The sequence below is a fragment of the Methylobacterium isbiliense genome (assembly GCF_022179325.1).
In the GTDB taxonomy this organism is placed as follows: Bacteria; Pseudomonadota; Alphaproteobacteria; order Rhizobiales; family Beijerinckiaceae; genus Methylobacterium; species Methylobacterium isbiliense.
On the sequence record NZ_BPQQ01000003.1, the window covers coordinates 79,015 to 101,235 of the forward strand.

15 protein-coding genes are annotated in these 22,221 nt (G+C 72.7%); 7 read left to right on the forward strand and 8 right to left on the reverse strand.

Annotation, left to right across the window (positions count from 1 at the left end; genetic code table 11):
• The first annotated feature begins 301 nt into the window (after nucleotides 1-301).
• The 4 genes from MFF61_RS01580 (at nucleotide 302) to MFF61_RS01595 (ending at nucleotide 5,350) form a co-directional block, all read left to right on the forward strand.
• Nucleotides 302-1,555: a polysaccharide biosynthesis/export family protein gene (locus MFF61_RS01580; RefSeq protein ID WP_238233355.1), complete on the forward strand. Its 1,254-nt coding sequence runs from the start codon at nucleotides 302-304 to the stop codon at nucleotides 1,553-1,555.
• A gap of 123 nt (nucleotides 1,556-1,678) precedes the next feature.
• Nucleotides 1,679-3,088 (forward strand): mannose-1-phosphate guanylyltransferase/mannose-6-phosphate isomerase, encoded by a 1,410-nt coding sequence (locus MFF61_RS01585; RefSeq protein ID WP_238233356.1) that lies wholly within the window; start codon nucleotides 1,679-1,681, stop codon nucleotides 3,086-3,088.
• A gap of 146 nt (nucleotides 3,089-3,234) precedes the next feature.
• Nucleotides 3,235-4,500 carry a glycosyltransferase family 4 protein gene (locus MFF61_RS01590; protein WP_238233357.1) on the forward strand — a complete coding sequence of 422 codons (1,266 nt, stop codon included), beginning with the start codon at nucleotides 3,235-3,237 and terminating at the stop codon, nucleotides 4,498-4,500.
• A gap of 121 nt (nucleotides 4,501-4,621) precedes the next feature.
• A complete protein-coding gene (locus MFF61_RS01595; RefSeq protein WP_238233358.1) occupies nucleotides 4,622-5,350 on the forward strand; it encodes a Crp/Fnr family transcriptional regulator in 729 nt (242 codons plus the stop codon).
• A 22-nt stretch (nucleotides 5,351-5,372) separates the two neighbouring features.
• Here MFF61_RS01595 and MFF61_RS01600 read toward each other — a convergent pair whose 3' ends face one another.
• The 5 genes from MFF61_RS01600 to MFF61_RS01620 form a co-directional block, all read right to left on the reverse strand.
• A complete protein-coding gene (locus MFF61_RS01600) occupies nucleotides 5,373-6,404 on the reverse strand; it encodes an NAD-dependent epimerase/dehydratase family protein (RefSeq protein ID WP_238233359.1) in 1,032 nt (343 codons plus the stop codon).
• Nucleotides 6,397-8,052, reverse strand: a complete 1,656-nt coding sequence (locus MFF61_RS01605; protein WP_238233360.1) for a GMC oxidoreductase — start codon at nucleotides 8,050-8,052, stop codon at nucleotides 6,397-6,399. The genes MFF61_RS01600 and MFF61_RS01605 overlap by 8 nt, the downstream gene beginning before the upstream one ends.
• Nucleotides 8,053-8,327: 275 nt before the next feature.
• Nucleotides 8,328-9,596 carry a right-handed parallel beta-helix repeat-containing protein gene (locus tag MFF61_RS01610; RefSeq protein WP_238233361.1) on the reverse strand — a complete coding sequence of 423 codons (1,269 nt, stop codon included), beginning with the start codon at nucleotides 9,594-9,596 and terminating at the stop codon, nucleotides 8,328-8,330.
• A 439-nt stretch (nucleotides 9,597-10,035) separates the two neighbouring features.
• Nucleotides 10,036-11,514, reverse strand: coding sequence for a right-handed parallel beta-helix repeat-containing protein (locus tag MFF61_RS01615; RefSeq protein WP_238233362.1), 1,479 nt, complete (start codon nucleotides 11,512-11,514; stop codon nucleotides 10,036-10,038).
• A gap of 41 nt (nucleotides 11,515-11,555) precedes the next feature.
• Nucleotides 11,556-12,587 carry a glycosyltransferase family 2 protein gene (locus MFF61_RS01620; protein WP_306423371.1) on the reverse strand — a complete coding sequence of 344 codons (1,032 nt, stop codon included), beginning with the start codon at nucleotides 12,585-12,587 and terminating at the stop codon, nucleotides 11,556-11,558.
• A 493-nt stretch (nucleotides 12,588-13,080) separates the two neighbouring features.
• Here MFF61_RS01620 and MFF61_RS01625 point away from each other — a divergent pair, with 493 nt between their 5' ends.
• The 3 genes from MFF61_RS01625 to MFF61_RS01635 all read left to right on the forward strand — a co-directional run bounded on the left by MFF61_RS01625 (nucleotide 13,081) and on the right by MFF61_RS01635 (nucleotide 16,916).
• Nucleotides 13,081-14,067, forward strand: a complete 987-nt coding sequence (locus tag MFF61_RS01625) for an NAD-dependent epimerase/dehydratase family protein (RefSeq protein ID WP_238233364.1) — start codon at nucleotides 13,081-13,083, stop codon at nucleotides 14,065-14,067.
• A 91-nt stretch (nucleotides 14,068-14,158) separates the two neighbouring features.
• Complete coding sequence (locus tag MFF61_RS01630) at nucleotides 14,159-15,376, forward strand: glycosyltransferase family 4 protein (RefSeq protein WP_238233365.1); 1,218 nt, start codon at nucleotides 14,159-14,161, stop codon at nucleotides 15,374-15,376.
• Nucleotides 15,377-15,764: 388 nt separating this feature from the next.
• Nucleotides 15,765-16,916, forward strand: a complete 1,152-nt coding sequence (locus MFF61_RS01635; protein ID WP_238233366.1) for an acyltransferase family protein — start codon at nucleotides 15,765-15,767, stop codon at nucleotides 16,914-16,916.
• Between the two features lie 605 nt (nucleotides 16,917-17,521).
• Here MFF61_RS01635 and MFF61_RS01640 read toward each other — a convergent pair.
• From MFF61_RS01640 to MFF61_RS01650, 3 genes are all read right to left on the reverse strand, one after another.
• Complete coding sequence (locus MFF61_RS01640) at nucleotides 17,522-18,850, reverse strand: MATE family efflux transporter (RefSeq protein ID WP_238233367.1); 1,329 nt, start codon at nucleotides 18,848-18,850, stop codon at nucleotides 17,522-17,524.
• On the reverse strand, nucleotides 18,840-21,080 hold the full coding sequence (locus MFF61_RS01645; protein ID WP_238233368.1) for an NAD-dependent epimerase/dehydratase family protein: 2,241 nt from the start codon (nucleotides 21,078-21,080) through the stop codon (nucleotides 18,840-18,842). Before MFF61_RS01645 ends, MFF61_RS01640 begins: the two co-directional genes overlap by 11 nt.
• 81 nt (nucleotides 21,081-21,161) lie before the next feature.
• Entirely contained in the window at nucleotides 21,162-22,184 is a 1,023-nt protein-coding gene (locus tag MFF61_RS01650) for an NAD-dependent epimerase/dehydratase family protein (RefSeq protein ID WP_238233369.1), read from the reverse strand.
• Nucleotides 22,185-22,221 lie beyond the last annotated feature (37 nt).

The following is a 22,221-nucleotide window of genomic DNA, read 5'->3' on the forward strand; positions in this document are numbered from 1 at the left end:
CCGAAAGAAATGCCCCCGAGGTCATCCGATCGGGACGGGACAAGATCTTGGCCTGATCCTCGGATGGCCGGCTCGAACGGCCGAGGCGTGGTCCGGCGGCGTACCAAGACTTCGCCCGGGGCGCCGGACAAGGGCCGGGGAGGGGTGCGAGGCGCCCCCCTGCGCGTCGGACTAGCCCCAAGGGGCAGGGCGGCTCGTCCGAAGGGCGCTGCCGGCCCGTCGCGGCGTCCGGCTAGGATTCCGGCCATCCTGGGGACCCGGCGATCGGGCCTCCCCGCCGTCGACCGCGAGCGATCGTCCCATGGCCATCCTCCCGCCTCGTCCGTCCCGCGCGCGTCCGGCGCTGGTGCTGGCCGCACTCCTGGCGCTCGCCGGCCAGCCGCTCGCCCAGGAGGCAGGCTACCGCCTCGCGCCCGGAGACCGGGTGGCCCTCTCGGTCTACGGCCAGGCGGAGCTGTCGGGCGAGTTCACGGTCGGCAGCGACGGCGCGCTGTTCCTGCCGCTGATCGGCGAGGTCCCGGTCTCCGGCTCCACGCTGCCGGAGGCGCAGAAGCAGGTCGTCGCCCGGCTCGCCGAGGGCTACTTGCAGCAGCCGGTGGTGAACCTGCGCGTCACCGAGATGCGGCCGATCTTCGTCCTCGGCGACGTGCGCAGCCCGGGCAGCTTCGGCTTCCGGCCCGGCCTGACGGTGCTGAGCGGCGTGGCGCTGGCGGGCGGCTACGCGAGACCGGAAGCGGTCCAGATCGCGCAGCAGACCGACTACCTGCAGGCCGACGAGCGCGTCAGGGTGCTCGAAGCCAACCGGCGGCTCTACCGCATCCGGCGGGCGCGGCTCGACGCGCAGCGGCGCAACGACGACACCTTCACCCCGCCCGCCGATCTCGGCACCGATGCCGGCACGGAGGCGCTGATTGCGGAGGAGCGCCAGATCCTGACCGCGCAGCGCGGCGCCCTGCTGCAGTCGATCCAGCTGCTCCAGGCGCAGAAGCCCCGCATCGAGGCCGAGATCGTCGGCGTGCAGGCCCAGCGCACCGCCGAGGAGACGCAGCTGCGCCTGATCCAGGCCCACATGGAGGATTACGAGAAGCTGATGGCGAGCGGGCTGGCCCGGCGCTACCAGGGCATCGAGTTCCAGCGCGAGGAGGCCCGCAACAAGGGCTCGATCGCCCGGCTCACCTCCGACCTCGCGCGGCTCGACCTGTCCCTCGGCGATCTCGCCCTGCGGCTGCAGGAGATGAAGGACGCCTACCAGCGGCGGATCCTGACCGAGCTGCAGGACGCGACCACGCGGCTGACCGAGACGGAGACGCAGCTGTCGAGCGCCCGCGAGATCCGCGCGGCGCGGCTGCAGGCCGCCGGCTTCGCGCCGGCGGCCAAGACGGGCGAACCGGTCCGCCGGATCGTCGTCACCCGCGTCCAGGACGGCCGCAGCGAGATCATCGCGGCCGACGAGCGCACGGCCCTGCTGCCGGGCGACATCGTCGACGTGCGCCGCGACCCCGAGGACACGGCCGTGCGGACCAGCGCGGCCGCGTCGGGCCGGGAGCTGCGCTGAGCCGGGCGGGCCTGTTCCGCCTCACGTACCACCAAATCTCGATTTCAACCCGGTCGGCAATCCATAAGCATATCCGCAGGTCACGACCGAACATCGTATCGATCTTCGGGCAGGAGAGACAGCATGACCGAGATCAGGCCGCTCATCATGTGCGGAGGCAACGGGACGCGGCTGTGGCCGGTGTCGCGCGCCGCGCTCCCCAAGCAGTTCGCGAGCCTGATGGGCGAGCGATCGACCTTCCAGCAGACGGTCCTGCGGTCCGCCCGTTTCGGGACCACGCAGCGCCCCCTGATCGTCACCAACGCCCTGCACCGCTACCTCGTCGAGGAGCAGCTCGCGGAGCTCGGCCTGAAGGCCGACGTGCTGGTCGAGCCCGACCGGCGAGATTCCGGACCCGCGATCCTGGCGGGCGCCCGCGAGATCGCCCGGGAGGAGCCCGACACCCTCGTGCTGGTGCTCGCCTCCGACCACGTGATCCGGGACGAGGCCGCGTTCCGGGACGCGGTCGCGGCCGGGCTCGCGCCCGCCCTGTCGGACCATCTCGTGACCTTCGGGGTCACGCCGACCCATCCGGCCACCGCCTACGGCTACATCCAGCCCGGGGCGCCCCTGGACGAGGGGTCCTGGGCGGTGGCGCGCTTCGCCGAGAAGCCGGACGCGATGCGGGCGGCGGGCTACGTCCTCGACGGCTACCTGTGGAACGCCGGCATCTTCCTGTTCCGGGCCGGTGCGCTCATCGCCGAGTACGAGCGCCACGATCCGGAGACGGTGGCGGCGGTGGACGGCGCGGTAACGCAGGCCAAGCGCGACCTCGACGTGGTCTGCCTGGAGCCCGGCGCCTTCGCGCGGGCGCGGCGCCAGTCGATCGACTACGCGGTGTTCGAGCACACCGCGCGGGCCGCGGTGGTGCCGATGGCCTGCGGCTGGTCCGACATCGGCAACTGGGACGCGCTCTGGAGCCTCGGGGCGGGCGATCCCGACGGCAACGTGGTGCAGGGCGAGGTGGTGATGCGCGACGCCCGCGGCTGCTACGTGGCGAGCGACGGCCCGCTCACCTCGGTGCTCGGCCTGTCGGACATCGTGGTGGTGGCGAGCAGCGACTCGATCCTGGTCGCCGACCGGCGCCGGGCGGGCGAGGTCAAGGAGATCGTCGCCAGCCTCCAGAGCCAGGGCCGGCCGCAGGCCGACACCCATCCGCGCGTCCACCGCCCCTGGGGCTGGTACGAGGTGATCGATTCGGGGACGGGCTTCCAGGTCAAGCGGATCGTCGTGCGGCCGAGCGGCCGGCTGTCGCTGCAGAAGCATCACCACCGGGCGGAGCACTGGGTGGTGGTGACCGGGCACGCGCGCGTGACGATCGGGGACGACGTCCACGAGCTGGGGCCGAACCAGCACGCCCACATCCCGCTCGGGGCCGTCCACCGCCTGGAGAACTTCGGCAACACCCCGGTCGAGATCATCGAGGTGCAGCACGGGGACTACCTCGGCGAGGACGACATCGTCCGCATCGAGGACATCTACGCCCGCGCCTGAGCGCCCCGCGCCGGACCGGTCACCGGTCCGGCGGCGAGCACGCTGCGGACCCGACACCGCGGGCGGGCCGGACCGGAGCCGTTCCGCCGAGCGTCACGGCGCGCCCGGCGGCGGCGGTGCCCCGCCGCCCCCCCCAGGAGACAGCCATGACCCGCGTCCTCTCCGCCATCGTGGTGCCGCCCCACCTCTCGGTCAGCGGGGGGGCGCGGGCGGGCGCGGCGCTGAGCGCCGCCCTGTCGGCGCATTGCACCGTGACGGTGGCCAGCATGATGGGCGGCTCCGCCCCGCCGGGCTGCCGCTGGCTCCCGGTGCGCACCGGGCTGCCCCCGGGCCTGCCCTGGTCGCGCCTCTCGCAGCGTCACCGCACGCCGTTCTACCGCTCGGACATCCCGCGCGCGATCCGGCCGGGCGCCTACGACCTCGTCCACCTCCACAACCCGATGCCGGGGCTGGAGATGGGGCGGATCGCCCGGGCCTGCCGCGCCGCCGGCATCCCGTACGTGATCTCCACGCACGGCTTCAACGAGGTCGCCCGCGGCACGGAGATCTACGGCTTCGGGGCGCTGCGGCGGGCCGCGTGGCGCCACCTCGTCCAGGCGCCGGTCGCCGAGGCGGTGCGGGGGGCCGACGCGATCATGGCCCTGTCGCCGGCGGATTTCGAGATCGTCCGGGCCATGGGCTTCCGGGGCGAGACGATCGACGTGGTGCCCAACGGCGTCGACCTGCCGCCGCCCGCGTCCCCCGAGGCGGACCGGGCGGTCTGGGAGCGGTTCGGGCTCGACGCGCCCGGCGAGGGCGCGCCGATCACCTGCCTGTTCCTGGCCAACCACACGCCCAACAAGGGCCTGCCGGTGCTGCTGGCCGGCTTCCTCGGGCTCGCGCGGCCGTTCACCCTGATCGTCGGCGGCGAGACGCGGCCGGAGATCGACTATGCGGGGGCGGTCGCGGCGGTGAAGCCCGGGCAGCGGATCGTGGTGACCGGCCGGCTGTCCGACGCGGAGGTCGGCGCCCTGATGCGGCGCTCCGACCTGTTCGTCTTCCCGACGCTGGCGGACACGCTGCCGCTGGTGGTGTTCGAGGCGATGGCGCACGGGCGGCCGGTGCTGGCCTCCGAGGTCGGCGGCATCCCGCACCAGATCGACGCGGCGTGCGGCCGGCTCGTCCCGGCGGGCGATCCGGAGGCCCTGCGGAACGCGGTGGCGGATCTCGCCGGCGACCGCGCGGCGCTGCGCCGGATGGGCGAGCGCGCCCGCGCGCGCGTCGCGGCGGATTTTTCCTGGGCGGGCGCCGCCGCGACGGCGTTCGGCGTCTACAGGCGCGTGCTGGCGGCTGGGGCCGAACGCGCCCGCGACGGGGCGGGCGCGTCCCGCCTCGCTGTGGACGGCCGGGCGGCCGGGCGCATCCCCGGATGAGCGGGCGGCCGGCATGCGGGCGCTGCCCGGGACGCCCGTCCGCACGCGGACGGCCCGCCGGCGGAACGGCGGGTCGGCAGACAGGCGCGCAGCGCCGCGGCGCGTGCCCGGAGAGGAGCTGATGTTGGCCTGGTCTCTCCCCCTGCAGGCGCCCGATGTGCGGAACCGGTTGCTGCTGGCGCTGCCCGTCGAGAGCTTCGAGCAGATGCGGCCGCTGTTCGAGTCGGTCGATCTCGACGTGGGCCAGCGGATCGTCACGGCCAACGAGCCGATCAGCCACGTCTACTTCCCGGAGAGCGGGCTGATCTCGGTCATCCTCAACGTGGGCGGACGCAGCGTGCTCGATACGCTCGTGGTGGGGCGGGAGGGCATGGTGAGCACCGCGCTGGTGCTCGGGGTCGAGAGCACGCCCCACGACGTGCGGGTGCGCGCGCCGGGCAGCGCGCTCCGCATCGGGGCCGGCGCGCTGCACCACCTGCTCGGCCAGAGCCCCTTCCTGCACGAGATCCTGATGCGCTACGTCCAGGTGACGATGATCTGGACGGGCCAGGCCGCCCTGGCGATCCGCCGCAACAAGCTGGAGGAGCGCTTGGCACTCTGGCTGCTCCAGGCGACCGACCGGCTGGACGAGAACGAACTCGCGATGACCCACGAGACGCTGGCGCTGATCCTCGGCACGCACCGGCCCGGCATCACGGCGGCCCTGCGCAACCTGGAGCGCGAGAGCGCCATCGCGACGAGCCGCGGGCGGATCGCGGTGATCGACCGGGCCAAGATCGTGGCGGCGGCGGGCGAGAGCTACGGCACCGCCGAGGCCGAGTATCGCCGCCTGATCGGCCCCTTCGCCTGACCGCGAACGCGTCCCGGCCGCATTACACCGCGCGGGATTCGTGCGGCGAGGCGGCGCCGGTCCCGGCCATGATCTCGCGAATGGCCTGTCCGTAGACGCTCGAGAGCCCGAACCTGATGCGGTAGCCCTCCCGCTTCAGCTTGTCGGACGAGAAGTGCATCTGTCCGAACGAATAGCGCAGCGGGAGGACGCCGAGCCGCATCGCGGTCGCGAGGCGGTCCACGACGCCCGGCGCCGGCCACATCTGGAACGCCCCCTGGGATGTGCTCGCGTACAGCGTCCTGAAGATCTTCTCGTAGGAACTGTCCGGAAACTCATCCTCGGCGATGTTGTAGACGGACACCTCGCCCGGCGCCCCGCCGCCGCTCAATCCGCGCTCCGTCAGCCAGACGAGGGCGTGGGCCACGTCCCGGACGCCGACGTGGTGCGCGTGGCGCCGGGCGATCAGCGCCTTGCGGAGCGTGCCGAGCTGTCCCAGCCTGACGATGTCCTCGACGTCGATGACGACGGTCGGCCGGGCGACGACGTACCGGACCGCGCGCGCCTCGCCGCGCAAGGCGGCCTCCCCGAGCAGCTTGGTGCGGCCGTAGGCGCGCAGGAACTCGGGCGCGATGTATTCCGGCCTGACATCCTTGTCGGCCGTCAGCGTCGGGCTGTCCTCCGTCACGTGGCGCGAGAGGCTGCTGCCGTACACGGAGACCGAACTGGTGTAGCAGAAGACCGTGACGCCCGCCCGCTCGCTCGCCGCGGCCAGCGCCCGCGTGGCCTCGACGTTCACCCGATGCATCCGGGACATGTCGGCGATCTCGGCGGCGAGGTGGATCACGGCCGCGCACCCGGCGACCTCCGCGTCGAGATCGAGCGATTCGAGGAAGTTCTTCATGCGCCACTCGACGCCCTCGGGCGCCCCGTCGGGGACGCGGTTCCGGGAGGTGAGGGCGCGGACCCTGTGGCCGCGCTGGACGAGTTCCGCGACGACGAAGCGTCCGATCTTGCCGGACGCTCCCGTCACCAGGACCGGCCCCGGCGCGGCGGCGTCGATGCGGTCAGACATGAGCCACCTCGCGGGCCGGGCTGTCGTGGCGGGCGGCCGGCGCAAGGGCGCGGTGCCGCTCCTTCAGGATGTCCGCCGTCCTGATCGCCATGGCGACGATCATCTGCGTCGGGTTCGCGTGTCCGGCCGTCGGGAAGACCGAGCTGCCGGCGACGAAGAGGCCGTCCACGCCGTGCACTTGGCCCTGCGCATCGACGACACCCTCGGCGGGGTCGTCCGCCATGCGTGTCGTCCCGGTGGGATGGGCGACATCGCGGAAGGAGGCGGGGAAGCCCTCGTTCCGCTCCACCCACGCGTCCAGCCGCGGCGCCGCGTAGCCCATGCGGGCGACCTCGGCGGCGACGAGGCCGGCGAGGCGCCGCAGGCTCCGCTCCTCCATCGCGTTGACCCTCCAGTCGATCCGCGAGAGCGGCATGCCCAGGCGATCGGTCCGGTCCGACAGGGTGATGCGGCTCTCCCGGTCCGGCACCTGCTCGGTCATGCCCACGAGGTGGAGCGCCCTCAGGCGGCGGGTCAGCCCGCGCTTGCGAAGGACCAGATCCGCCGCGCCCCTGATCAGCACGTCGGCATGGCTGAGCACGGCACGGACGTCCTTCATCCGGCGCGATCCGCCGCGGAGCAGGCCGTTCAGGGCTCTCCAGGGATCGTCGGGCATCACCTCCTCGTCGAGCCACGCCGTGCAGTTCAGAAGCCGCTCGCGTCGCTGGAGCTTCGGGCTCAACCGGAATCCGTGCCGGAAGCGGTAGCTGTGCGGCCCGAAGCGCACGTGGTGGAGGCCGAATCGCCGCCGGATCTCGGTCGAGGCCGCGGGGTCGAAATGGCCCAGGATGCCGCGGGGATGATCCATCAGGTAGCGGCCGACCAGATCCCGCCTGTTGCCGATGCCGCAGCGCTCGACGTCGTTCGAGCAGAGCAGCAGCCGGGCATTCTCGATCCCGCCGGCGCAGAGCACGAAGGACCGCGCCGTGACGGTGCGGCGGCTGCCGTCGCGCGCCGCGACCTCGGCCGACCGGACCTTGCGGCCGTGGGGATCGAGCTGGAGCCGCACCAGCGTGGCGTTCGTGAGCAGCCGGACGGTGTCGGGAAGGTGGGCGAGCAGGTCGGGACCCCACCGCATCAGGTCGAAGCGATTGAGGCCGTCCTTGCTGTACTGCCAGAAGAACGGCGTCAGCAGGTCCTCGTTCAGCGCAGGCTGCGGCGCCGGGCGCTTGGCGGCCGCCCAGAAGCGGTCGTCCGAATAATCGGCGCCGATGCCGAGGCCGACATACGGGGCCGTTCGCACGAGATACGGCTGCATCTGGTCGTGCGTGAGGGGCCACCCGGAACCGGGAACCCAGTCGCGCGCCTCGAAATCGATCGGATCGAACGGCGCGCAGCGGCCGGCCCAGGTGTGGGAGCTGCCCCCGAGGATCCGGTTGCGCACCAGCCACTGGTCCGTCTCCCGGGGCCAGCCGATGCTCTCGATCTCGTTCAGCGCGTCGACGGCGGGCTGGCGCTCCTCCCCGCCGCTCTCCAGCAGGATCACGCGCAGCGAACCTCCCGCCAGTTCCCGGGCGATCGTCGCGCCCGCAGGCCCGCTCCCGATCACGCAGACGTCGCAGGCCAGTTCGGTCTCAGGCGCGAGGTCGTGAAGATTCGCTTTCGGCAAAGGAAACCTCCGACGCCTGAGCCTGATGACCGCCATGAAGGACGCCGACGCTCGCCGCGCGGTCCGTCATGTCGGCATGTCAGGAGTACAGCAGTGGGAATCGGCTTCCAGTGGCGCCGAAGGATTACCTCCATGGGTGGAAGGCGGATGCGGCCGCCGCGGGGCGGCGGCCGCGAAGCCGCGCCCGGTCGCGGTGCGACCGGGCGCGGCGCTCAGGTCCGGGCTTGGCGTTCACCGCCGAAGCGGCGTTCGCCGGTGAACGCTCCGGCTCCCGGTCAGGACCAGGAGAAGGTGTTGTGCCAGGCGGCCATCGGGCTCTGCCCGGAGATCTCGGTCGCCTGGTAGGTGCCGCCGAAGGCGTCGTCCTGAATGCCGCCGCCGTAGACGACGTTCCCGGGCTGCGCCGGGTTCTGGTAGGCGCCGTTGATGAGGGTGGTGTCGTCCGCCAGCCCGAAGATCAGCGAGCCCGACAGCGGCGTGCCGCGGCCGGCTTGGCTCTCGGCGAAGTTGTCGAACGAGCGCACATCGTCGAACAGGTTGTTGCTGCCGATGTCCGTGAAGGCGCCGTTGCCCATGCGCACGGTGTCGACGTTGCGGACCGTGGTGTTCTGGGCGCCCTCCAGCATCACGCCGACCCCGCTCGGCGAGTTGTTGCCGTCGATGAGGCCGTTGGTGATCGTGACCCCGTCGCTGCCCTCGCCGACGTGGATGTTGTCCTCGGTCCAGGCCGTGTCGAGGTCGTTGACGACCGAGAAATTGTTGAGGCTGCTGTTGCCGGAGCGGTTGAACTGCACCAGCTGGCCGCGCGGGAACGGCCCGCGCATGTTGTAGCCTTCGATCCCCTCCAGGGCGGCGTTGGGCGAGTCCTGCAGGTAGATGCCCGTCGAGGCGTCGCGCACGGTGGCGCCGGTGACGCTGGCGCCCGGGCTCTGGAACAGGCTGACGCCGAACTCCCCGCCGTCGCTGTTGGGGCCGGAGGCCGGCGCGCCGGCATTGATCATCTCCACGCCCTGGATCGCCAAGCCGTCGGCGCCGACCGCGTCGATGCCGGCACTGCCCTGGTTGGCGCCGTTGTAGTGGATGCGGACGTTGCGGATGGTGACGTTGTCGTCGTCCTCGAGTTCGATGCCGACCCCGTCGGAGTAGATGTCGAGGTTCTCGATGACGTCGCCGCTGTTGGGGTAGATCGTCCCGTCGTAGCGGGTGAGGGCGGCCGAGGACGCGGCCGCGCTCTGCGCCGCCGGAGCCGTCGGCAGGTCGGCCGTCTCCGAGACGGTGGTCACCACCGGGTCGGCGACCGCCGCGGCGCCCTCTTCGGTCACCGGGGCGGCGGACGCCGTCTCGGCCTGCGTCTCCACCGCCGCGTCGGTGGTCGGGCTGACGTCCGTCGCCGCTGCGGCTGCGTCCGTGGCCGGTGTGGTGGAGGCGTCGGGCAGATCGCCGCCCGACTGCTGAGAGCCGTCGGCGGAGTCCCGCCAGCTGTTGCTCAGCTCGTTCCAGAATCCGTCGAGCGCATCCGTGTTGTTGCGAGGCGTAAACCGCATCGTATCTCCTGGCAGGTTGATGGGCCCCGGCCGGCCGGCCGCGGGCGTTCATCCCGGCCGCCGCAGGCAGCCGGGCGCAGAGCCGTGCTGGGCGCACGGCGTTCCGACACGCGCTCTCCCGCGGAGGAGAGAGGCGTCGCGTCGAACTCGGTGAGGCGGCGAGGCGCAGCCCCTGGGACGGGGCGGCTGTAATGTACCTACTAGTACAAACTCAGATGATATGTACGATTGCGTACATATTCGAGCGTATTCGCCGACGATTTGTTAAAATCATTTGATTAATCTGAAATGCCCAAATGGGGCCAGAATGAGGCGTGGCCGCGAATGCTTTCGGTTGACTTGCCTATGCTGGCAGTGCATGCGGGCACGCGAGACGGCCCCGGTGGCAGCGCTGCCATCCGCGGCGCCGGCCGGCGGCGGCGCGAGGCCGGCAGCCGGATCACCGGCCCGCTTTCGCACCCGGCTCGATCGGCAGCAGACGTCCGTTGGTGTCCTGACCGGCCTTCCGGAAGGTCTCGAACGACATTTCCGGTCCCCACAGGAACAGGGGCTCGTAACCCGGCCGGTAGACGTAGGTGTTGCGGTCGAAGCGGTTGCCGCCCGACTGGATGATGCCGGCCATCGGCTCCCCCGGCTCGACGTCCGAGGTGCCGCCCGCGCGCCCGGCCGCGTCGAAGGTCGTCCTGTTGTCGTGCACGGTGTTGTCGCGGGTCGCGTAGTAGCCGTCGCCGCGCGCGGTCGGGCGCCCCTGGTCGACCAGGATGACGCCGTGACCGCCGGGCGCGACCGTGATGTCGTTGCCGGCCACCTCGACCTCCGCCGAGCTGGCCACCGTGATCTCGGCACCCCAGACCCAGCTGCGCGGGCCGGCGCCGTTCCGGCGCAGGACGTTGTTGCGGATCGTCGCCCCGCGCGAGATCTCGAAGGCGATCCCCGAATGCGTGTTGCGTTCGACGAGGTTGGCGTCGAACAGGATCCGGTTGCAGTCGATGTCGCACCAGAGACCCGACCCGCCGTTCTCGTAGACGTGGTTGGCGCGCAGCACGACGTTGCGGGCGAGCGCGAGCTTGACGCCGCCGGCCTCCCAGTCCGGGTTGTAGCCGTGGGTGTTGTTGGCCCAGATCCGGTTGCCGAGGATCGCGAAATCCGCCCCCGTGCCGCCGACGCCGAGCTGGCCGTTGTGATGGATGTCGCTGTGGGAGAGGCTTCCGCCCGGGCTGACGACCACGCCGGCCCCGCTGTTGAAGCGCACCTCGCAATGCGTGACCTGCCAGTTGCGGCCCGCCGCGCCCTGGATCACGCCGTGCTGCGGCAGGCTGTTGTACTTCTCGATGGTGAGGCCGGCGATGCGCACGTTCTCGGCCGGGCCGATGAACGCCACGGCCGCGCGCGCCGATTCGACCACCCGCCCGGCCGGATCCATCGCGAGCGACAGGGTCCCGGCCGCCGGATCGAACAGGAAGGTGTCGGGTCCCATCTCGGCCGGGGTCGCCACCTGCCGCAACGGCACCCCGTCCACGAACAGCCCCGCCCGGCGGGTGCAGGGCCGGCCGGCCATGCACTCGCCCGTCACCCGGAGCGGCGCGGGCTGGCCGCCGGCGACCCAGAGACCGCCGAGGCGGGAGAACGCCGTGATGCGGCGCGACCCGTCGAGCACCGCGCCCGTCTCGCCGAAGAACGACTGCCCGTTGAGGGGCGTCACGACCTGCGCCCGGTGGATGCCGGCGCCGAGGCAGAAGCTGGCGCCGGGCCCTGCGCGGGTCACCGCATCCTGGATCGAGTCGCCGGGCGCGACCCGGATCGCGCCCGCCGGGCAGGACGGCCGTCCCGGCGCGGCGGGTCCCGCGTCGAGCGCGAGGGCGCCGGTCGCCCCGAGCAGGACCGCGAGCGTCAGCATCCATCCGTGCGGCAGCACCATGGTCGGGCTCCTCTGCGCGCCGCGCCCGCGCCCCGGCCGCGTCAGACGCCGGCGCGCTTGCGCAGGATGCGTCGCGTGTAATGCGTCGGTTCGAGCGCGATCGCCGTCGCGAGATGATAGAGGAACGGCGCCCATCGCCGCTTGCTGAAGTACAGCGTGGATTTCCGGAAGGCGATCCCGGCCTTGTTCTTCCGGCTGCGCGCGAGCCGCTGCATCGCGGGCTGCGCCGCCATGATGGCCCGGAAGGCCTCGAGCGAAACCTCCTGCTCGCCCCGCAGCCGCCGCAGCACGTTGAAGTCGACGTACTCGCCGAACTCGAACAGCCGCCGCAGGTTGCTCGTCATCAGGCTGCTGTGCCGGCGATGCCGCATGACGAAGTCCGGCAGGACCGAGATCCTGTAGCCCGAGGTCACCATCCGGCCCCAGAGATCCCGGTCCTCCAGCAGCACGTCCCGATAGCCTCCGACCGCCAGGACGTCGCGCCTCCTGAACATGACGGTGGGGTGGATCAGTTCGAGAAACAGCGACGGATCGTGCTCCCGGCGGCCCCGCTCGCTGTCCACCCGCGGGATGCTGACCCCGATGGTCTCGCCGAACTCGTCGATGATGTAGGCGGCGGAGGTGATCACGCTCACCTCGGGATGATCGCGCATGAAGCCGACCTGGAGGGCGAGCCGGGTCGGCAGCATGATGTCGTCATCGTCCATGCAGGCGACGAGGTCGTGCCGGGCCAGGGACAGGGCGAGGTTGCGCCCGGGCGCCAAGCCCCGGTTCTGCGGCTGGTGAACCACCCGTACCCGGGCATCCCTGGCGGCGATGCGATCGAGGATGGCGGGCGTGCGGTCGCGCGATGCGTCGTCGATGATGATCAGTTCGAAATCGTCGTACGTCTGTGTCAGCACGCTTTCGACCGATTCTTCTACATATCTTTCCCGATTATAGGCCGACATAATCACTGAGACCGACATGTCGATTTCCCTCTCTCGGAGAGATCGTCCCCGCGTGACCGCGCGGCCCGAGGGCGCCGCAACGCTCGCCGCGCGGAAACCACGAAGCCCGGCACTCCGCCGCATCGGGCCGGGGTGCCGGCGCACGCTCACCCCCTTGCATCCGCCGTCATATCAATTACAGGTTGCATAAGACTACAATTGTAACCTTCAGGCGCAGCCGTGCCGGGACATCTGATCCTGCATCACGGCCGCCTGCGCACCCACGACCGCTTCGGCACACGCGGCCCGGCGCGCCCTCGACGTCATGGCGGCATCTTTCCAGAAACCCGTCGCGGGGGCGCGGACGGAAAGGGATTACGACGAAAGATGCCGGCCGGCGGAGGAGGAGAGATCCGCCGTGCCCGGGCCGCGCGCGGGTGGCCCGAGCGAACCCGCGGCATCGGCGGACGGCGGCCCTGCCGCACGAGACCACTCTGGGCCGCACACCGCGCCGCGGCGCGGCCGCATCAGGAGGAGAACCGGTCGATTCCGTCGTAACCCGCAAGCGAAATGGCGCGATCGGCGATGGTCATGTCACGAACGTCCTGTGCTGCAATGCAGGAGAGGACCGACCGCCATGAAGACTGTTCTGGTAACTGGTGCCGGCGGATTTATCGGACACCATCTGGTCAACTTCCTCGTGGGACGCGGCTACTGGGTTCGCGGCGTCGACCTCAAGGATCCCGAATACGCGGCGACCGCGGCGCACGAATTCATCCGGGGCGACCTGCGCCTGCACGACACCTGCCAAGCCGTCACCCAGGGGATGGAGGAGGTCTACCACCTCGCCGCCGACATGGGCGGGATCGGCTTCATCAGCGGCTCCCACGCCGAGATCACGCTCAACAACACGCTGATCAGCGCGCACATGGCCAAGGCGGCCCGCGACCGCGGCGTCGGGCGCTTCCTGTTCTCGTCCTCGGCCTGCATCTACCCGACCAACCTGCAGACCTCGCCGGACGTGACGCCGCTCAGCGAGGACATGGCCTGGCCGGCCTTCCCCGAGGAGGGCTACGGGCTGGAGAAGATCTACATGGAGAAGCTCTGTCAGTACATGACGGAGGACTGGCGGATCCCGACCCGCGTGGTGCGGTTCCACAACGTCTACGGCCCGCTCGGCACCTACAAGGGCGGGCGCGAGAAGGCGCCGGCCGCGATCTGCCGCAAGGTCGCGCTGTGCCCGGACGGCGGCGAGGTCGAGGTCTGGGGCGACGGCCTGCAGACGCGCTCGTTCATGTACATCGACGATTGCGTGGAGGGGCTGTTCCGCCTGATGCAGTCGGAGTACAGCGCGCCGCTCAACCTCGGCACCGACGAGATGATCAGCATCAACGAGCTCGTCGACATCGCCGCCGAGATCTCGGGCAAGCGGGTGACGAAGCGTCACGACACCTCCAAGCCGCAGGGCGTGCGCGGCCGCAACAGCGACAACACCCTGATCCGGCAGGTGCTGGGCTGGGAGCCGCGGATCATGATCCGCGAGGGCCTCGTGCCGACCTACCGCTGGATCGAGGGCGAACTCGCCCGGTCGCAGGACGAGGGCGTCCTGGCCGCCGCCGAGTGACTCGAAGCCGAGCGAGCCGCCCCGCGTGAACCGACACGGCGGCGCGCTCCCGCGCCGCCGTCCCGCCCCTGCCGCAGGAGCCCGACGCCCGATGGCCGCAGACGCGCTGCCGCTCGACATCCGCCACCTCGTGTTCGAGGAGGCCGAGGACTCGCGCACCAACGGCGTGCACCACGTCGCCAACCGGCTCGCCCGCGAGCAGGTGCGGATGGGCGACGCGGCCCGGATCGTGCTGCTGCACCGCACCGCGGCGGGCATCGACCTCGCGCCGCAGCACTGGGCCGCGCCGGTCCAGCCGCTGCGCCTCGACGGGCCCCGTCTGTTCGGCCACGTGGTCCAGGCGGCGCCCGGCGTGTGCGACGCGCTCCTCGACGGCACCGGCCCGGCCAGCATCGTCCATGTGCACGGCGGCCGCCGGCCGGTGCTGCCGATGATCGGGCGCGAACTGATGCGCCGCGGCGTACGCTACGTCGTGACCATCCACGGGCGCTACGCCCACGTGTACGACGAGGCCCTGCGGCCGGTCCGGCCCACCGTGTCGCTGTACCTCTCGGTGTTCGAGCGCCGCTTCCTGGAGAACGCGGCCTTCGTCCATGCCCTGACGACGCAGGAGGCGGCGACGATCCGCCGGATCGCCCCCCGCGCCCGCGTGGTGATCGTCGAGAATGCGAGCTATTCGAGCGCCTTCGACGCGCGGCCGGTCTGGCCGGCCCGGCTGCGCGGCTCGGCGGCCTACCCGACCTTCGGCTTCTGCGGGCGCTACGCGACGTGGCACAAGGGGCTCGACCTCCTCATCGAGGGGTTCGCCCGCCACGGCGGCGCGGGCGGGCCCGGGCGCCTCGCGCTCGCCGGGATCGGGCCGGCCGGGACGGAGGGGGACGAGCTGCGCGCCCTCGCGGCGCGCCAGGGCGTCGCCGACACGGTGTCGGTGGGCGGCCCGGCCTTCGGGGAGGACAAGATCCGCACCCTGCGCGGCTGGGACTACTTCGTGCAATCCTCGCGCTTCGACGGCCAGCCGGTCGGCGCCCTGGAGGCGGCGCTGAACGGCCTGCCCCTGATCGTCTCGCGGGCCACCGGCCTCGGCGAGGCGGTGGAGCGCTTCGGCGCCGGATTCGTGATCGGGGACCTCTCGCCGGCGGGCGTCGCGGAGGCGCTGGGCGCCGCCGCGCGGGTGACGCCGGAGGAGTGGGTGCGGCTGTCGCGCGCCGCGCACGGCATGGCGATCGAGATCGGCGACTGGACACGCTCGGCGCACCGTCTCCGGGACCTCTACGCCGCCCCCTGGAGCGGTCTGGCACGCGTCGTCTGACCGCGCCGCAAGCCGGCACCGCCGCCGCTGCGCGAGCGGCGTGCAGGCTCGCCCGGCCTCGGCCATCCCGGCTGCGCCGGCATCGGCCGATCCGCCGAGCCCTTCTCCGCCACGCCCTTGCGGCCTCATCCCGCAAAACCCGGCACCGACGCCCCGGGACCCCGGATCGGCGAGGTCCGGAAAGTGTCCCGCCAGAACAGCCGATGATCGGGCCAGAGGGATGCCGGCCCTTTCGGGCTAGTGCCGGGGAGTGGACCCGCATCCGCTGAAAGCGCTGCCAATCCGGCCCGCACCCTGATTATACTGCGGGAAGTCTATCGTTTGTCTCAGCGACGCCATCAGTCACCCGACTTGAGCCGGCTGGGCGCAGGCCCTGGAGAGCGAACGCATGTCCGAGCGTCGTGGGGAGATCCAGTGGCTCAGGGCCGTGGCCGCGTTCGAGGTGGTGATCGTCCACTCCGATCTCGCGACGAAGCATCTCGGCGATCCGGCCGTGGTCCAGGGTTGGTACGGGCGCGTCGCCGGCATCGGGGTCGAGCTGTTCTTCGTCGTCTCGGGCTTCATCATCTGCCTGGTCGCGCCGCGGGCGCAGGGCGGCGTGAGCTTCATGCTCGGCCGGATCCGCCGCATCATCCCGCTCTGCGTGATCTTCACCTCGCTCGCGGCGGCCATCCACCTCTCGGCCGGCCGCTACCTCATCGCGCCGGCGCCGATCACGCCGGAACGCCTGCTCCGCTCCTACCTGACGCTGCCGCAATGGTCCTATCCGGTCCTGGGTCCGACCTGGACCCTGGAGCACGAGATGATGTTCTATCTCGTCGTCGCGGGGGCGCTCCTGCTCGGCGCCCCGACGCACCGGCGCAAGCTCGCGCTCGGGGCCGTGGTCGTGGCGCTCGGCTGCCTCGGCTGCTGGCTCGGGCCGTATCCGAACGTCTCGGTCTGGACCTTCCACCTGGCGAGCCCCTACATGCTGGCCTTCGGCTTCGGCTGGCTCCTGTGCTGCTGCGAGGAGGCGGGCGGACGCGAGCGCGCGGCGATCGGCGTCCTCTGCGCGGCGGCGGTCCTCCTGGCCTTCGCGGTCGGGCAGGACTGGAGCCACCGCCTCGTCCTGCGGATCGGCGTGGTCACCCTCCTGTGCGCGGCCGCGCTCCGGGCGCGCGCCGTGCTGTCGGCGGATGGCGCGCTCAACCGGATGGCGTGGCGGCTCGGCGACGCCTCGTTCAGCCTCTACCTGTCGCATTGGTTCGTGCTGTCGGCGGTCGGCAAGCTCGCGGCCGCCGCGGGCGTGCCGCATGACCTCGCGCTCCCGGTGCGGATCGCCGGCATCCTCCTGGCGATGGCGGTGGGACTCCTGACCTACCGGCTGATCGAGATGCCGATCGACCGGTTCCTGCGCGGCATGACCCCGGGCCGGCGGCGGGCCGCCCTGGCGATCCCGCCCCGCTGGGCGGCAGGCGACCTCCCCATCCCCGAGCGGGTCGCCCCCGTCATCCCGGCACGCCCGCCCGGGGGCGTCCTCGACGGGAGGGTAGGACCGTGACGGGGCGGGCCGCCGGAGACGGCGCGCCCCTGGGAACTGACGACACCCCGCCCAGACCTTGTACCGACGGTCGTTGAAGACGACCTTTGGTTCCGGTCTCGACGTGTCGCCCAGCCTCTGGCTTGGCATCGACACGTCGCGATGGCTCAACGGCCCCGTCGATCCCGGGCTTGCCCGGGATCGAGAGCGATGCGTCAGCATCCCGGGGCGATGGTGTTACGGCATCCCGCCGACGGCGTCCGCCGGCCGATCCGGTCCTTGTCGGGCGGAGAGGACCGGAGCGCCGGCGGGAGCGGATCCGCAGGCGCGGCCGTGACACACCCGCCTACCTGCACCGGCGCCGCGGCGGAGCCGCTTCGCCGCACAGCTCGTCCGGCTCCCGGATCCGCGTCTGCCGGCGCTCCACTCGTCCGGGACAGGAGGAGCGCGGGTGAGGCGATCGGGCAAGAATCGCATCGGGGACGAGCAGGACCGGCGCCGGGGAGAGCGGCCGGACGGCCGCGCCGCCCGCGGGCAGCACCGCCTGGGGCGGCTCCGCGCGCTTCCTTCCGCATGACCGTCACCGCCGAACCGGCACCCGACCGGCGGACGGGGCCGATCCGCCGTCAGGCCCGGCCGGGCTCGGCCGCATCCTGCGCGATCAGCCGGCCGAGCATCCATTGCGCGAGGGCGAGGCGGGCGATCCCGGCGAGGCACAGGGCGAGGCAGGCGCCCGCGAGGCCGAAGCCCGCCACGAGCGGCACGGCCGCCGCCAGGGTCGCGGCCGCGCCCGTGGCGTTGACGACGAGCGCCAGCCGGGCGGCCTCGACCCCGTGGAAGTACGAGCAGATCATGTCCGTGGTGTAGTTGGTGAGCGCCCACACGGCGAGGAGGCGCACCGGCAGCGTCAGGTCCCGGTAGGGCGACTCGGCCCCGTAGACGAGCGTCAGCAGCAGCTCCGGCACCAGCACGAGGACGAGGAAGAACAGCACCGCCACGGGGGCGCCCGCCAGCGCGAAGGGCCGGGCCGCCCGCCACGCCGCCGCCTTGCCGCCCGCATGGGCCAGCGCCGCAGTCTGCGGGATGATGTTGCACAGCCCGATCACCAGGGGGTTCATCAGGTTCACGAGGTTCAGCCCGGCCTGCAGGAAGGCCGCCGTCGCGGCGCCCGCGAAGGTCGCGAGGCCCCACAGCAGCAGCTGCACCCGCATGATCGCCAGGACGTTGTTGGCCAGCGACCAGCGGCCGAGGTCCCAGAAGTCCCGGGCCACCGCCGCGAGCGGGCGCCCGGCCCGGGCTCGCCGGAGGAAGCCGGCCGCCGCCGCCTGGCGCAGGGCCGCGAGGCCCGAGGTCGCCGCCATCGCCAGGAGGGCGGTCGCGAGCGACAGGCGGCCGGCCTGGGCGAGGGCGAGCACCGCGGCGACCTGCCCGAGGTAGCTCACGATGTCGCCCGGGATCGCCGCCGCGAAGCGCAGCCGCGCGAACAGGGCGCGCCGAAAGACCTCCTGCACCTGCCAGAGGGCGAAGTAGGCCCAGGCCGGCAGGACGAGGTCGGCCCGCCCCGCCAGCACGAGGCCGACCGCGATGGCGGCCATCGCCGGCAGGGCGAGGGCGGCCAGCAGCGCGAGGCTCGCCCGCAGCAGCCCCGATTCCTCGGCCGCCGCCGCGGGGGCGTGGCGGATCGAGAGCGGATAGAACACCAGCGACGCCGTCACCATGTGCAGGATCATCAGGCCGCCGAGCAGCAGCGCGAAGGTCCCGTATTCCTGCGGCGCCAGCGTCCGGGCGAGCGCGACCGTCAGCCCGAACGTGCCGATGCTCACGATGGCTTGGTCGACGAGCGGCCAGCCGAGCCGCGTCGCCTGCGCGCCGGCCGCGGCGGCCAGCCGCCGGATCGCGGCGGAGCGGGGCTGGGGCGCGAGGCTCGTCTCCCCGCCGACCGGCTCAGCGCGCATCGGCGATCCCGGGGGCGAGCGGGGCGGGCGGCGGCTCGGAGGTGCCGGCGGCGCGCCGGGCCGCCCGGCGCAGGTCCGCGAAGGCCCATTCGAGGTAGGGCCGCGTCGCCTGCATGCCGGCCGCGAAGCCGTGGCGGGGCGCGTAGCCGAGCAGGCGCTGCGCCTTGCCGCTGTCGGCGACGCCGCGGGTGAGGTAGAGGGCGGTCTTCTGCGGATCGGGCACGAACACCTCGCCGAAGACGCGCCCGCCGCGGCCGAAATAGGAGCGGTCCACCAGCGCCCGGAGGGGCTTGGGGCACGCGTCGAGCGCCGCCTGCAGCGCCTGCCGGGCCGGCGGCCAGCGCACGATGATCTGCATGACGCGCTTGGGATTGCGCGCCACGCGCGTGAGGTCGCGCATCAGACCGTGATTGGCGCGCGCGATATGGTCGAGGGGCCAGAAGCTCGGGCCGCGCACGCCGAGCGCGCGGGCGAACTCGCCGTAGAAGGTCGCCCAGGTGACGTGGTCGGGGCCCGACAGGATGAAGCGCTCGCCCACCGCCTCGGGGCGCGTGGCGGCGAGCAGCATCCCGTCGACGAGATCGTCGATGTAGACCGCGCTGCACACCCCCTCGCCCTGGTCGGGCAGCACCACCTCGCCGGTGATCAGCATCTCGGCGGGGGCGTTCGTCCAGGGCTTGCAGAACGGGCCGTACACGATGCTGGGCTGCACGATCGTGGCCGGGACGCGGCGCTCGCGCGCGGCCGCCAGCACCTCGGCCTCCATGGCGAGCTTGTCGCGCACGTAGACCCAGGACGGGTCGCCGTCGCGGGTCTCCTCGGTGAGCACGCCGTCCGGGAAGGGCTCGTAGACCGAGAAGGTGCTGACATAGACGAGGCGGCGCACGCCGTGCGCCTCGCAGGCCCGCACGATGTGGCGCGTGCCGTCGAGGTTCTGCCTGCGCGAACGCGGGTCGTAGGCGCAGTGGAAGACCACGTCGGCGCCCTCGATCGCCGCCGCGACCTGCCCGGCCTCGGCGAGGTCGGTGCGCACGAGGCGCACCGGCAGGCGCGCGAGGCGGGCGGCGCTGCCGATCTCGCGGATCAGGCAGGTGACCTCGGCGCCCGCCCGCACCAGCCGCTCGACGAGGCGCCCGCCGACGAAGCCGCTCGCGCCCGTCACCGCCACCCGCGTGCCCGGCCCGATCGTGCCGGCGGGCAGGGCGGGCGCCGCGTCCCAGGGCCGTTCGAGCGGCTGGCGGATGGCGTAGCAGGCCTCGATCGCCCGGACCGCGGCGAGCCCGGCGCCGGCGGGCAGGGAGGGCCGCTCCGGCCCCGTGACGCTGCGCAGGAAGTCGCGCATCTCGGCGTCGAACAGGGCGGGGACGAGCTGCGGCGTCAGGGTGGCGGGCGACAGGCCCTCATGCGTGAAGGCGAGCGCGTTCTCGGAGCCGGCCAGCACCTCGTTGCGGGCGAGCGCCACCTCGATGAAGCCGCGCGCGCCCTCGATCCGGGCGGTGTTGCTGAGGTCGCGGGTGCGGCTCAGCTCCAGCCGTCCGCGCCCGCCGGCGGGAAGCGCGAAGTCGAGCAGGCAATCGGCCTCCACGCCGCCATCCCCGTCGTCCAGGTAGGTCACGGGCGTGAGATCGCCGAGCCAGTGGCCGAGGAGGTCGAGGGTGTGGGCGCCGGTGTCCATCAGCACGCCGCCGCCCGAGAGGTCGCGGCGCAGGAGCGCGTCGGACCGCGTCGCCCCATCGAACACGGCGCCCTCGCGCGCCTCGACCCGCCGGATCGGCCCCAGTGTGCCGGACTCGATCAGGGCCTTGGTCCAGCGGGCGACGTGCAGGTAGCGCCGCAGCAGGCCCACGGTCAGGACGCGCCTCTGCGCCCGGGCCGCGGCCTCCATCGCCATCGCCGCGGCGGTGGTCGTGGCGAGCGGCTGTTCCATGAACACGTGCTTGCCGGCCTGCAGCAGCGCGAGCCCGAGCGGGCCGTGCGTGGCGTGCGGGGTGGCCACCACCGCCGCGTCGAAGCGGTCGGCCACCTCGGTCCAGTCGGGCGCCGTGACGGTGGCCGAGCGCCGCCGCCCGGAGCGGCCCGCCAGCAGGGCGGCCCGGTCGGCGGAGCGGTCGACGAACACCTCCGGCGCCCAGCCCTGCCGCCTGAGCGCCGGGAGCAGGTGGTGCTCGACCACCGCGCCGCAGCCGATGATGGCGAGACGTGGCGTGGCGGAGGAGGGACGCTGCGGCATGACCTGGACCTTCTGGTGAGGGAGCCGTCGCGGAGCCGGGGGCGTGCCGGACGGCGCGGATGCGGCCGGGGTGCGGGCGCCTCAGGAGGCCGCGGCGAGGCCGGCCGGGGCCGCGGCGCGGGGCGGCGGGGCGACCGGCAGCGGCGGCGCGAGCTGGTACTTGCGCGTGAGATGCGCCGAGAGGTCGGGATGCGCCCACAGGTCCGCCAGCGCCTCGTCGATGGCGATCTCGGGCTGCCAGCCGAACCGGTCGCGCATGCGCCCGATCCCGGCCGCCAGGACGGGCCGGTCCACGGCGCGGATGCGGCCCGGATCCGCCTCGACCGTGAAGTCCCGGCGCGCGATGCGGCGCAGCCTCTGGAGGATCTCCTCCACCGAGTAGGCCTGGGAGGTGCCGAGATTGACGGTGGCGCAGGTCCCCGCCGGCACCTCGCCCGCGAGCGCGGCCGCCATGAAGCCGCGCGCGGCATCGTCCACGTGGACGTAGTCGCGCCGAGGCGTGAGGTTGCCGAGGCTGATGCGGGTGTGGCCGGCCTTCAGCTGCGCGACGATCTCGGGCAGCAGGTGCGGGCTGGTCTCGCCGGGGCCGATCACGTTGAACAGGCGCACCACCACCGCCGCGAGGCCGCGCAGGCGCGCCATGTGGCGCACGTAGTGCTCGCCGTGCAGCTTGGTGAACCCGTAGATGTCGCTCGGCCCCAGCGCCGAGTCCTCCTCGTCGTGCGGGCGGGTGTCGGGGCTGTAGACGGCGCCGCTGCTGGCGAAGACGAAGCGGCAGCCGGGCGGGCAGGCCGCCAGCAGGTTGACGGTGCCGGTGACGTTGACCCGCACGGCGAGCCCCGGATCGCCCTCGCATTCCGGGATGTAGTGGATCGCCGCCAGATGGATGACCGCCTCGGGCCGGAAGGCCGCGAAGGCCGCCTCGACCTCCGCCGGATCGGTGATGTCGCCCGCGATCACGCGCAGCCGGGAGAGGTCGTCGCCGGAGAAGCGCAGGCTGCCGTAGCGCAGCGCGTCGAGGACGCAGACCTCGTGCCGCTCGGCCAGCAACCGCGACAGCGGCCGCCCGACGAACCCGTTCCCGCCGATCACCATGATCCTCATCGCAGCGTCTCCTGTGTTGGCTGTGGCGGACGGGGCC